The sequence below is a fragment of the Lacrimispora indolis DSM 755 genome, from assembly GCF_000526995.1.
Lineage (GTDB): Bacteria > Bacillota > Clostridia > Lachnospirales > Lachnospiraceae > Lacrimispora > Lacrimispora indolis.
Genome location: NZ_AZUI01000001.1, coordinates 5455624 through 5469128, shown reverse-complemented (window position 1 = coordinate 5469128; position 13505 = coordinate 5455624). Strand labels below are relative to the sequence as shown.

The window sequence follows — 13505 nt, the reverse complement described above, 5'->3', positions numbered from 1 at the left end:
ATACTGACAAAAGCTATATCTGATGCATATTATAGAGCGGCGAGGATGACGGAATGAATCAGAACCGGGGAATTAACCAGGATGTGACACAGGAGATGAATCGGTCTCTCCTTTTAAAAAGTTTAAGAAGAGAAGGCGTATGCTCCAGGGCACATCTGGCGGCACTTACAGGGCTCAAACAGGCGACTGTGACAAACATCATGAAAGATTTCCTGAATTGGGGAATCGTAAAGGAGGTTGGTTTCTTAAATGGCAGCAAAGGGCGCCGGTCGATTGGAGTGTCCATCAATCCTGACGGCTACCGGGTCATTGGCGTGCGGCTTGCGAGAAAGCATTACAGTGTGGGACTGTTTGATTTGACGGGTAAGGAGATTGTGAAGGAGCGCGTGGATTTCGAGCCGGAAAAACAGCCCGGTGCGGAAGAAATCTTAAATCAGATTGCGGGGCGGATGTGCCTGATGATTCAGCAGTATGGGAAGGACACTGTGCTGGCTGCGGGGCTTGCAGTACCGGGGCCTTTTATTGCGAAGAAAAACCGTATTGCATTGATAACGGGTGCGGATATATGGAAAGATATTGATTTGAAAGCATTTTTTGACAGGGAGATGGATATCCCGGTGTTCTTAGAACACAATGCAAATGCCGGAGCCTATGCTCATATGTGGGATTTGAAGGACGCCTATCATGATGATATTCTGGTTTACATTGCTGCTGGTCAGGGGATTGGTGCTGGAATCGTGATGAATGGCAGAATCTACGAAGGAACGCTGGGGACAGCGGGTGAGATTGGGCATATGACCATAGACAGAAACGGAAAGCCATGTGCCTGCGGAAACAGAGGCTGCCTGGAACGCTACGCTTCTTCGCTGGAGCTTGTAAAGGCAGTGTATGGGGAGCGGGCCGGTATGGAAGGCTGTAATTTTGAGGATTTGGAGCAGGGAATCAGAAGCGGCGATACAGCCTATACAGAGCATTACCGCAGAGCATGCGAGAGCCTTGGCGTGGGAATCATAAATATTGTCAATGTGATTAACCCGGACCGGATTATTATCGGTGACGATATGGCACGCCCAAACCCGGAATTGATGGAGCAGACCGTGCGGGAGACGGTGCAGAAAGGGATTCTGCCGGATGTCTGGGAAGAGCTTACCCTTTCCATCAGCACATACCAGGGGGACCCCATCTTAACCGGCGGGGCTATCGTGGCGATTGACAGGGTCTTTGACAGCCCGGGACAGTTTATATAGAATTGAATATTGGAATTATGCTGAAACAGCATTGAAGTCATGGAACGTTTGCGCGAGAGATGACTTTGATGCTGTTTTTTTTGGCTGGCCGGTTCAGAAAGTGGAAATAACCTATTGACATTTTCATAAAAGATGTTATTGTTTAATAGAATGTATTTATTAAATGAATTAATACATAAAATGAAAATAATATTAAGGTGAATGAAAGGGGAAGAAAAATGAAATTTTTTATTGACACAGCAAAGGTAGAGGATATCAAAAAGGCAAATGATATGGGGATTATCTGCGGGGTAACAACGAACCCGTCACTGATTGCAAAGGAAGGCAGAGATTTTGTGGAAGTGATCCGTGAGATTACTTCTATTGTAGACGGACCAATCAGCGGAGAAGTAAAAGCGACAACGACAGATGCCCAGGGAATGATTGAAGAGGGGCGTGAGATTGCGGCAATCCATCCAAACATGGTTGTTAAAATTCCCATGACAGTAGAAGGCTTAAAAGCGGTGAAGGTTTTGAACGCAGAGGGAATCAAAACCAATGTGACTCTGGTTTTCAGTGCAAACCAGGCGCTGCTGGCAGCACGGGCAGGTGCCACTTATGTATCACCGTTTCTGGGACGTCTCGATGATATCTCCCAGCCAGGAATGGACCTAATCAGGACCATTGCAGATATGTTCAATATCTCAGGGATTGAAACGGAGATTATTGCCGCCAGTGTGCGGAACCCCATTCATGTAATTGACTGTGCGCTTGCAGGGGCGGATATTGCCACGGTTCCGTACGGCGTACTGGAACAGATGACAAAACATCCGCTGACTGATCAGGGGATTGAAAAATTTAAGGCGGATTACCGTGCTGTTTTTGGAGAGTAAGCTGGGAGGAGAGAGAAGATGGGGAATTATCTGGAATTGGAAAAATCGGCAAATGAAATCCGCAAAGGGATAGTGACCGCAGTACATAGTGCAAAATCCGGTCATCCCGGCGGCTCGCTGTCGGCGGCAGACCTGTTCACCTGGCTCTATTTCCGGGAGATGAATATTGACCCGGAACATCCGGCAAAAGAAGACAGGGACCGGTTTGTGCTGTCCAAAGGCCATGTGGCACCGGGGTATTATTCAACCCTGGCAAACCGGGGGTTTTTTCCGGTGGAGGACTTAAAGACCCTGCGCCATACCGGCTCCTACTTACAGGGGCATCCGGACAGAAAGCATATTCCGGGGGTGGATATGTCCAGCGGCTCTTTGGGACAGGGAATCTCAGCAGCGGTGGGGATGGCGCTTTCTGCAAAGCTGAGCAAAGAACCATACCGGGTGTATACCCTTCTTGGAGACGGGGAGATAGAAGAGGGACAGGTCTGGGAGGCAGCGATGTTTGCCGGCCATAGAAAACTGGATAATCTGGTGGTTATCGTCGATAATAATGGACTTCAGATTGATGGTTCTATTGATGAGGTCTGCTCTCCATATCCCATTGACAAAAAGTTTGAGGCGTTTAATTTCCATGTCATCAATATTGACGGACATGATTTTGAACAGATCGAGCATGCATTTGAGGAAGCAAGGCAGACAAAGGGGAGGCCAACAGCCATCATCGCGAAAACCATAAAAGGCAAGGGAGTTTCTTTTATGGAGGGCTCTGTAGCATGGCATGGGACTGCGCCTGATGACGGGCAGTATGAAATTGCGATGGCAGATTTGGAGAAAGCAGGTGAAGCATTATGCCTGAGATAAAGGAAATTGCTGTAAAGAAGATTGCCACCAGGGAAAGCTATGGCAATGCTCTGGTGGAACTGGGGAAGGCAAATGATAAAATCGTTGTATTGGATGCGGATCTGGCGGCAGCAACAAAGACCGGAATCTTTAAAAAGGCATATCCGGAGCGTCATGTGGACTGCGGGATTGCAGAGTGCAATATGATGGGAATTGCTGCCGGTCTTGCTGCCACGGGCAAGATACCGTTTGCAAGCACCTTTGCCATGTTTGCGGCAGGCAGGGCGTTTGAGCAGGTCAGGAATTCCATCGGTTATCCCCACCTGAATGTGAAAATCGGGGCTACCCATGCAGGTATTTCTGTCGGGGAGGATGGAGCCACACATCAGTGCAACGAGGATATTGCCCTGATGAGGACAATTCCGGGGATGGTTGTGCTCTGCCCGTCAGATGACATAGAGGCAAAAGCAGCGGTAAAGGCAGCGGCGGAATATGAAGGACCGGTATATATGCGGTTTGGACGTCTGGCAGTTCCTGTGATCAACGATACGCCGGATTATAGGTTTGAACTGGGAAAGGGTGTTGTGCTGCGTGAAGGAACGGATGTGACGTTGATTGCCACCGGCCTTGAAGTGTGGGAAACACTTGCAGCAGCAAAGCGTCTGGAATCTGATGGGATTTCTGCAAGAGTCATCAATATCCATACTATCAAGCCGCTGGACGAGGAACTTATCTGCAGGGCAGCCAGAGAGACCGGGAAGCTTGTTACGGTTGAAGAGCATTCAACTGTGGGCGGACTGGGAAGTGCGGTCTGTGATGCCGTGTGCAAAGAATACCCGGTTCCGGTGAAGAAAATAGGAATCCAGGATGTGTTTGGTGAGTCCGGACCGGCAAAGGAATTATTGCAAAAGTATCAGTTGGATGAAATGGGAATATACCGGCAGGTGCTGGAATTTGTCAGAGGATATAAAAAATAAAAGGGGCTGTTTGAAGTTACGCCAAAAGGAGATTGAAAGAATGGAATTTGAAAATTCAATTCTGACACTTTTTGGTGGTTGAATGTTTATATTGAAACATCTCGAATATTGTAGTAAACTATAAATTGTGGAAATCTTGCCTTCCGCAAGAATCACCAATGGTTTTATGAAGCCCAAAACCATTACTGCGACGTACTGAACGCACATACAGCCAGCTTTATTCAACATCTGCCAAACTATTTGCAAAAAGCTTTGGAATATGTACAAACCGTTTTTTGAATGCTGCTTTGTGAGCTAAAGTATTGATCTTTTAAGGAACAATTCCCGTTTTTAGTGTAGGAAGGTTGAGTTTTTATTTAAAAAAGTGGTATAACCTTTGAAATATAAGGTTTTAAATAAAAATAGGGCTATGTAACTTTACAGTACATTGAAACATGAGGGGGTGTAAATATGGATCTTCAATCATTATTGTATTTTAAAAAAATTGCGGAATTGGAACATTTCACTAAGGCTGCTAATGAACTTCATATTGCGCAGCCTTCATTGAGCCGGACAATCAATAATTTAGAAAATGAATTGGGTGTGGCGGTTTTTGATCGAGTAGGCAAGTACATTAAGCTAAATACATATGGCAAAATACTGTTAGAACGAACAAACAGGGTCTTTAAGGAGCTTGACGGTATTACTACAGATATTGAGGAGAGTAAAAAAGATTTTGACACCACAGTCATTATTTCTCTGTCATCGGCATCAAAAATACTTCCTGAAATTATAATGGAATTTAACAAAATTTACCCAACGACTAAATTTAAAATTTTGCATGGGGATTATAAAACAGCATCAAATGCCGCCCATGATTTATTTTTATACTCTACTGCTCATCCGATCTTCGATCATCCTTGCGCATGTTCGTTGTTTAGAGAAGAAATTTTAGTTGCCCTGCCTAAAAGCAATCCCTTATCAGATCAAGAAGCAATAAATTTACATGATTTATCTGAATTGGATTTTATCTGCTTGCAAAAAGGCAAAAGTATCCGTACGATAACTGACTTTTATTGTGAAATGGTGAACTTTAAGCCCAAAATTATTCTGGAAAGTAATAGTCCGGAAACGGTAAAAAATTTTATTGAAAAAGGGCTGGGAGTATCCTTTACCCCTTCTATTACTTGGGGCAAAGTATTGGGCGGTGATAATATTTCTTTGCTTCCTGTTGCATTTCCCAGGTGTTACAGCTATTTAAATTTGACGTGGCGAGAGGATGATTACTTGTCTTCGTCCGCTAAGAACTTCAGGGACTATTTGATCCGCTATTTTGAAACTTCCGACAACTATGAACCGTGCTTTTAGCTAATGCAAACATACATATTTTGCCAATGATAACAAATTTATTATAAATTTATGATAAATTAAGTATTGGAAACAAAGAAAGTTTTGTGCTAAATTAAGTATAGTACAAAACTTTCTTTGTTTTTTGCATTTAAAGCTTTGTGATTACTGACTATAAGTTGCCGAAAGGCGGAAGGGACTGGCTTTGTATATCAATGAAAAGACTACCTTATTTTATCAATGGAGAGTTTAAAGAATCAAAAACAACAAAATATTTGGATGCGTTTGACCCGAGTACGGGAGAGGTGATTGCACAAGTTCCGACTTGTACAGCACAGGAGGTTGAAGAAGCAATAGCTGCGGCAAAAGCGGCCTATCCCGGTTGGTCCGGTACACCGGTTATCAAGAGAGTGCAAATTTTATATAAATTACGTGACTTACTGATTGAGCACATGGATGAATTGACGCATCTCTTGGCTACAGAAAATGGAAAGACATGGGATGAAGCAAAAGGAGATGTTTTAAAGGCAAAAGAAGGTACGGAACAAGCAATCGCAGCGCCGTCTCTTATGATGGGTGAAAGCCTTATGGATGCGTCCTCCGGATATGACACTGTATTATACAGGGAGCCGTTGGGTGTATTTGCGGGAATCGTTCCTTTCAACTTTCCGGCAATGATTCCTATGGGATGGATGACACCTATGTGTATCGCTTGCGGTAACACAATCGTATTAAAAGCGGCTACATTTACACCGCAGACGTGTATGAGGATTGCTGAATTATATAAAGAGGCCGGATTACCTGACGGAGTGCTTAATATTGTAACTTGTTCAAGAAATGAAGCAGAAATCTTATTAAAACATGAAGACATCAAAGGTATCAGTTTCGTCGGTTCTACAAGCGTGGGGATGCATATTTATTCCACGGCAGCAGCTCACGGAAAAAGAGTGCAGGCTTTGTGCGAAGCGAAGAATCATGCTTTAGTTTTAAGGGATGCGCCTATTAAGAGGACGGCCGCAGGCATCATCAATGCATCATTTGGCTGTGCCGGAGAGAGATGTATGGCATTGCCTGTAGTGGTTGTGGAAGAAGCAATTGCGGATGAACTGGTTGCAGAAATTGTGAATTTGGCCTCTAAAATAAAAGTGGGTCCTGCGTATGATAAAGAATCAAAAATGGGCCCTGTAGTCAATGAGTCTCATATGAAATCCGTACTTTCCTGGATAGAAAAAGGTTTGGAAGAAGGTGCTACGCTTGCGTTAGACGGAAGAGGTGTGAAGGTGGAAGGTTTCGGGAACGGATTCTATATCGGGCCAACTATTTTAGACCACATCAAACCGGATATGACAATTGGAGACAACGAAATATTTGGTCCCGTACTTTGTATCAAACGTGTGAAAAACTTTGATGAAGGTTTGGCGCTTATGAATCACAATGAATTTGCAAACGGCTCTGTTATATTTACGCAAAACGGATATTATGCAAGAGAATTTGCAAGATACACAGATGGCGGCATGGTTGGTGTGAATGTTGGTATTCCCGTCCCAGTAGGTGCATTCCCATTCTCGGGACATAAGAAATCTTTTATAGGCGATTTACACTGCCTTGGAAAAGACGGCTACCGTTTCTATACAGAGACGAAAGTAGTAACGAGTCATTGGTTTGATGAAGGTGAGATCCATCAGACCGAAGTGTCAACATGGGATGGTACAATATAAGGATAGTCGCAACATAAACCGATTATAATGATAAGTCTTAAATAGGCTAGGAGTAAAATTATGAATAAAATGAGTATTCCTGATCTTGAAGCTACGGCTATTGATATCAGACGTCACATATTAAAGACAATTTTTAATGCAGGATGCGGTCATACCGGAGGCTCTTTATCCGAAGCCGATATTCTGACTGCCTTATTTTTTCGTATAATGAATATAGATACAAGCAATCCGAGAATGGAAAACAGAGATCGTTTTATCCTTTCCAAAGGACACTCAACACCCGGATATTATTGTACATTGGCTAAGAGAGGTTTCTTTCCATTGGAAGTGCTTTTGACTTTTGATCAAGAAGGAACTATTCTCCAAGGACATCCGGATATGCACAAAACACCGGGGGTTGATATTTCATCCGGATCTTTAGGTCAAGGCTTATCCTTAGGTATAGGTATGTGTACCGGCAGAGATGCAAAAAATTTAGATTTTTATGTATATACACTCCTTGGCGATGGAGAATCTCAAGAAGGTCAAGTGTGGGAAGCTGCTATGTATGCAGGGGCAAATAAAACAAAAGGTCTGATTGGTATTACCGATTATAACGGTGTTCAATTATCGGGAGAAGTAAATAAAACTCTCTCACTGGGTTCCTTAAAGAAAAAATGGGAAGCATTTGACTGGACTGTTTTAGAATGTGACGGACACTCTATGACAGAGCTTGTATCAACACTTGAACATGCTAAAAACTTATCAAATGAAGGACCTGTTATGATTTTAGCAAAGACTGTCAAAGGTAAAGGCGTTTCATTTATGGAAAATGATTACCATTGGCATGGCAAGGCTCCTAATAAAGAGGAATATGCCTTGGCTATGAAAGAATTGGAGAGATAAGTATGAATAATATGGTTGCACCAAGAGTGGCTTTTGGAAAAGCTTTAGTAGACCTCGCTGATGAATATCCTATGCTTCATGTATTAGATGCGGATGTATGTCCTTCAACACAAACACATCTTTTTAGAGAACAATATCCACAAAGATTTATCCAATGTGGAATTGCGGAGGCAAATATGGTTGGAATGGCAGCCGGAATGGCGTCTGTTGGCTGTATCCCTTTTGTTTCTGCTTTTGCTGTCTTTTTAGCAAAACGTGCGGCTGATCAAATTCGTGTTTCGGTTGCATATACAAAATTAAACGTTAAAATTAATGCTGCTTATGTCGGCCTTCCGACGGGCAGAGCCGGAGCGACACACTCATCTGTAGCTGATATGGCACTTATGAGAGCCATGCCAAATATGACAATATTAAATCCAAGTGATGCGATTGAAACTGCAGCTGCTGTCCGCTTAGCACTTGAAACACCGGGACCGGTCTATTTAAGAACTGTCAGATGTCCTGTTCCTACTATCTTTCCGGAGTCTTATAAGATGGAATTAGGAAAAGGTGTTGAGCTCATGGATGGAAAGGATGCTGCAATTATTTCAACCGGGATGATGAGTCCAAAAGCATTAGAAGCCGGTAAGCTGCTGCGGAAAAAAGGAATTAATGTTCGTGTGATTCATATGGGAACAATAAAACCGTTGGATGAAGAAATAATTATTAAAGCAGCCAGAGAATGCGGAAGAATTATAACTGTTGAAAATCATAGCAGAATTGGCGGTCTTGGCGGTGCTGTTGCGGAAGTATTAACAGAAAAACATTGTTGTCCTCTGCTTAGAATTGGTTTTCCGGATATTTTTCTTGAGTCAGGTGATGATGAAGCCATATTTAGTAAACTGAAAATGAATGTTCAGGATATTGCAGACAGAACAGAAGAATTAATTAAAAATACCGATTAAAACTATCAAGAATAATAAGGAGGTATTTATGCGTATCGCAGTAATCAATGAAGTAAGCGCTCAACAAAAAAACAGTGATATTATTAAGGCATTAGAAGGCCGGGGACATGAAGTTTTAAATTTAGGTATGACCGGAAATCCAGAATTGCCGGAACTGACATATATACATACAGGGTTAATGACAGCGATGTTATTAAACTCTGACTCAGTTGATTTTGTTGTTGGAGGCTGTGGGACAGGACAAGGATATTTAAATGCTGCGATGCAGTATCCGGGAGTATTTTGCGGACTGATTTCTACTTCTTTAGACGCCTGGCTGTTCACACAAATCAATGGAGGAAATTGTATTTCTTTACCCTTAAATCAAGGTTATGGCTGGGCGGCAGATGTAAATCTTCGTTTTATCTTTGATCGGATTTTCAGCGTTGAAAGTGGATGCGGCTATCCTGAAACCAGAAAAGAATCACAGCAAAAGTCAAGACAGACTCTTTCACGTATTTCTCAAATTGCCCATAGACCTTTTCTTGAAATACTTGATGATATGCCATATGAAATTGTAAAAGCAGTTGCCTGTTTCCCTGGTTTTATCAGTGTCTTAGATAAAAAAACACAAACTCTATTACAAAAATATATTGAGGATTAATGAGGTTTAAGTATGAATGAAATAATTGAACAAAGAAGAAAACGTGCGAAAGAGATTAAAACTTATGGCACCTTACAAAAAGCTGTAGAAGCAGGCAGCTTAAAACAATTTCAGGATATCAGTCTCAGTGAAGCTGTTGTTTTAGGCTTATTAAATCAAGGTGTCAGAACTTTTATAGGTATTTTTGGTCATGGAATGACAGATGTAGGAGAAATACTGCGTATATACGAAGAAGAAAATGCTATCAGGACAGTAAATGTCCGCAATGAAGTAGAAGCATCTCATGTGGCATCGATGCTTCGATGGAAGTATAATGAAGTTTCGGCAGTTTTTACTTCTATTGGACCAGGAGCGTTACAAGCAGTAGCCGGATCCTTAGTTTCATTGTCCAATGGCCTTGGCGTATATTATCTTATGGGAGATGAAACAAGTCATAGTGAAGGACCGAATATGCAGCAAATCCCGAAAAGAGAACAAGAGCTTTTTCTTCGTCTTTTTTCAACACTAGGATCTGCATATTCATTACATACCCCGGAAGCTGTTTTTACAGCTTTAAAAAGAGGTGATGCTACCGTCAATGGGGGTGTAAAACAATCACCGTTTTATATGTTGCTTCCAATGAATATTCAACCAAAATTGATGAAAGACTGCAATTTGCTTGAGTTTCCTCAAAGATCACAGGAGTCAAAAATCATAAGTACAGATTTAAATCTTTTTAATGACGCACTGGAGTCTATCTGTAATTCAACCAGAATCACAGTTAAAACCGGAGGCGGAGCTGCAAATGTATCTCCTGAAGTATTAGAGGAATTTTTAGACCTCATCGATGCCGCATATGTACATGGCCCTCAGGTCCCGGGCTTATATCCATATTCAAAATTGCGCAATATGGGTGTTGGCGGTTCTAAAGGATCAATTTGCGGAAATTATGCTATGAATGAATGTGACTTAATGATTGTCATTGGAGCAAGAGGCGTTTGTCAATGGGATAGTTCCGGAACTGCTTATCGAAAGGCAAGGAAAATCATTAATATTAATTGTGATTATGATGACTTGGGTCAGTATAACAATAGTGTGCGTTTACAAGGAGATGCACAGGAAGTTATCCTGAAATTAATAGATCTGGTAAAAAATGCCAAAAGTAAATCATCTGACCCTGAGTGGTTAAAAGAGTGCATAAATAAACGGAACGAGTGGGATTCTTTTAAACAATTAAGATATGATAATCCTGTTTTAGAAGATGAAAAATGGAAAAAAACTATTCTAACAGAACCGGCTGCAATAAAAAAAGCAGTAGATTTTGCTGATGTGTATGGATGCATTAAAATATTTGATGCAGGTGATGTTCAGGCAAATGGTTTCCAAATTGTGACTGATGAAAAACCCGGACAAACGATAACAGAAACCGGTGCATCTTATATGGGTTTTGCAGTTTCTTCCATGCTTGCTTTTGCATTGTCCGGGAAGAATGAATATCCTATGGCCTTTACAGGTGACGGCAGCTTTATGATGAATCCTCAAATTTTAATTGATGCAGTTCAACATAAATTAAAAGGTATGATTGTCCTGTTTGATAACCGCCGTATGGGCGCTATCACCAGTCTTCAATACTCTCAGTATGACAAAGAATATAAAACCGATGATGCAGTGGTTGTTGACTACGTACAAATGGCAGAGTCTGTAAAAGGTGTGAAAGGTTTCTATGGCGGAGAAACCATAGAAGAATTAGAAAAAGCTTTAAAGCAGGCATATGAGTATGATGGACTGTCCCTGATCCATGTTCCTGTATATTACGGAAGTGATGAATTGTCCGGTCTTGGTGCTTTCGGAGATTGGAATGTTGGCAATTGGTGCGAAAGGGTTCAGAAACTGAAGCATGAAATTGGCTTTTAAAACAACATAGTAGATCCGTTTAAATTATTAGTAGCAGATGCAAATTGCTACAGGTAAAATATAACATTAAAAAGGAGATATTTTTATGAAGTATGAAATCCCCGAGAAGATGAAAGCGTGGGTTTTGGGAAACCCCGGTGAGCTTACACTAACAGAAAAAACAGTTCCGCAACCCGGAAAAGCAGAAGTACTTGTAAGAGTTGATGCAGTAGCGATCTGTGCAACTGACTTAGAGATTATCGAACGTGGTTCACCTGCTTTGATTCAAGGTGGTTTACCTTTCAATAAAGGGTTTACACCGGGTCATGAATACATGGGTACTATCGTAAAGTTAGGACAAGGCGTTGATGAGTATAAAGTCGGTGATAGAGTAGCCGTGGAGATTCATGCCGGATGCGGAAGATGTGAACGTTGCCGTGAAGGTATGTATACCTCCTGCTTAAACTATGGCAAAAATTACGAAGGAAATGACAAAGGTCACAGAGCTAACGGCTTTACAACAGACGGCGCCTTTGCTGAATATGCTATTAACAATGTTAATACTTTATGTCATGTCGGAGACAATGTTACAGATGAAGAAGCAACACTGATTGTAACAGCCGGAACCGCTATGTATGGCTTAGATGCACTTGGCGGTTTATTTGCAGGTCAGTCGCTGGTTGTAACAGGTCCGGGTCCTATCGGTTTAATGGGAGTAGCGGTTGCTAAAACTTTAGGCGCGAGTCCGGTTATTTTGACGGGTACAAGAGATAGCAGACTTGAACTTGGAAAAAAACTTGGTGCAGATTATACGGTAAATGTCAGAAATGAAGATGTAGTTGAAGCAGTTAAAACGATTACGAACGGTGAAGGTGTTCACTATGTACTGGAATGCTCTGGAGCTGCAAGTGCTATCAATGATGCTGCCAAGATGCTCAAAAGAGGTGGAAAAATCTGTTTAGCCGCTTTCCCGTCAAAGCCTGTTGAAGTTGATGTCGCAGCTTTAGTTCGCAATAATATTTCTATGTTTGGTATTAGAGGTGAAGGTAAGAGTGCTGTTCACAGAGCTGCTTCATTAATCAGTGAAAAATATTTTGATGCTTCTCTAATCCATACTCATACATTTGGTTTTAATGATTTGCTTACAGCGCTGAAATATTCAAAAGAAAGAATTGATGACGCTATCAAAGTTGTTGTGAAGATACCGGGATAGGAGAAAAAGTTGCATGCTTCAATACAAAGACTATTATATGCCCAAATCAAAGGAAGAACTTTTCAGTATAATTGAAAGTAATGATGATTCTTTTGATATTATTTCCGGAGGAACAGACCTTTTTGCAAAAGAAAAAAATGTTTTTAGTAATCCCAAATTTGCTGTCGATATAAGCAGCATTGGAGATTTTTCTATTATAGAATCCAGAGATGATTTTATAACATTTGGTTCTAATACCAGGATTCAACAGTTTTTAGAAGATCCCAGGTTGACTGACCATGTGCCTTTGATGAAGCATGCAGCTATCTGGTTTGCTGAACAGCAAATACGAGAAATGGCAACCGTTGGAGGAAACCTAGCCAATGCATCTCCTACCGGAGATATGCTTCCGCCTTTATTAGCGATGGATGCAATCATTCATACTATTATGAAGAATGAGCAAGGCATCTGCAAAAGAGATATACCAATCGCTGATTTTATTAAGGGAGTTGGTAAAACCGCATTATTTAAAGGTGAAATTATCCACTCAGTTTCATGTCCTATATTAAAAGATTATGGATGTGCATTTAAAAAAGTAGGGCTTAGGCGTTCTTTATGCATTTCTGCTGTGAATTCTGCTTTTTTAGTAAAAGCTGATAAAACAGGTAGATATTTTGAAGATGTGAGAATTGCGTTTGGAGGAGTTGGTCCGCTTCCTGCAAGGTTAAAAGAGATTGAAGACAATTTAAAAGGTAACCTTATTTCAAAGGAAATTATTCATGAAATTGTTAAATATATTCCATCTGATATTGTTCAGTCTCGAAGCAGAAGAGAGTATAGAAAAACGGTTATTAGAAATTTTTTGCCAGATGGTCTTTATGAATCACTTGCTGAAATTAATATTGTACTGAAATAAAAAAGTAAATGTAAATTGCAATATTTCAGCCGTTTTAGAGCTTGTATCTGCCCTCGTTCCGTAAAAGTTAAGTGCT

At 41.3% G+C, this 13505-nt stretch carries 12 protein-coding genes; all 12 read left to right on the top strand.

Annotated elements, in window-relative coordinates; all coding sequences use genetic code 11:
* Window positions 1–53 precede the first annotated feature (53 nt).
* Complete coding sequence (locus K401_RS0126605) at window positions 54–1247, top strand: ROK family protein (protein WP_024295801.1); 1194 nt, start codon at window positions 54–56, stop codon at window positions 1245–1247.
* Between the two features lie 218 nt (window positions 1248–1465).
* Window positions 1466–2119, top strand: coding sequence for a fructose-6-phosphate aldolase (gene fsa / locus K401_RS0126600; protein WP_024295800.1), 654 nt, complete (start codon window positions 1466–1468; stop codon window positions 2117–2119).
* A gap of 18 nt (window positions 2120–2137) precedes the next feature.
* The gene (locus K401_RS0126595; protein ID WP_024295799.1) at window positions 2138–2977 is read left to right on the top strand and encodes a transketolase; all 840 of its coding nucleotides are present in this window, start codon (window positions 2138–2140) and stop codon (window positions 2975–2977) included.
* On the top strand, window positions 2965–3933 hold the full coding sequence (locus K401_RS0126590) for a transketolase family protein (protein ID WP_024295798.1): 969 nt from the start codon (window positions 2965–2967) through the stop codon (window positions 3931–3933). The genes K401_RS0126595 and K401_RS0126590 overlap by 13 nt, the downstream gene beginning before the upstream one ends.
* A 450-nt stretch (window positions 3934–4383) precedes the next feature.
* On the top strand, window positions 4384–5280 hold the full coding sequence (locus tag K401_RS0126585; protein ID WP_024295797.1) for a LysR family transcriptional regulator: 897 nt from the start codon (window positions 4384–4386) through the stop codon (window positions 5278–5280).
* A gap of 194 nt (window positions 5281–5474) precedes the next feature.
* Entirely contained in the window at window positions 5475–6977 is a 1503-nt protein-coding gene (locus K401_RS0126580) for a CoA-acylating methylmalonate-semialdehyde dehydrogenase (protein WP_029701020.1), read from the top strand.
* 69 nt (window positions 6978–7046) lie between these two features.
* Window positions 7047–7862, top strand: coding sequence for a transketolase (locus tag K401_RS0126575; protein ID WP_024295795.1), 816 nt, complete (start codon window positions 7047–7049; stop codon window positions 7860–7862).
* A 2-nt stretch (window positions 7863–7864) separates the two neighbouring features.
* Window positions 7865–8806, top strand: coding sequence for a transketolase family protein (locus K401_RS0126570; RefSeq protein ID WP_024295794.1), 942 nt, complete (start codon window positions 7865–7867; stop codon window positions 8804–8806).
* Window positions 8807–8834: 28 nt separating this feature from the next.
* Window positions 8835–9449 (top strand): RpiB/LacA/LacB family sugar-phosphate isomerase, encoded by a 615-nt coding sequence (locus K401_RS0126565; RefSeq protein ID WP_024295793.1) that lies wholly within the window; start codon window positions 8835–8837, stop codon window positions 9447–9449.
* 12 nt (window positions 9450–9461) lie between these two features.
* The gene (locus K401_RS0126560) at window positions 9462–11342 is read left to right on the top strand and encodes a thiamine pyrophosphate-dependent enzyme (protein ID WP_024295792.1); all 1881 of its coding nucleotides are present in this window, start codon (window positions 9462–9464) and stop codon (window positions 11340–11342) included.
* Between the two features lie 85 nt (window positions 11343–11427).
* Window positions 11428–12534: a zinc-dependent alcohol dehydrogenase gene (locus K401_RS0126555; RefSeq protein WP_024295791.1), complete on the top strand. Its 1107-nt coding sequence runs from the start codon at window positions 11428–11430 to the stop codon at window positions 12532–12534.
* 13 nt (window positions 12535–12547) lie between these two features.
* A complete protein-coding gene (locus K401_RS0126550) occupies window positions 12548–13429 on the top strand; it encodes an FAD binding domain-containing protein (RefSeq protein WP_024295790.1) in 882 nt (293 codons plus the stop codon).
* The last annotated feature ends 76 nt before the right edge of the window (window positions 13430–13505 follow it).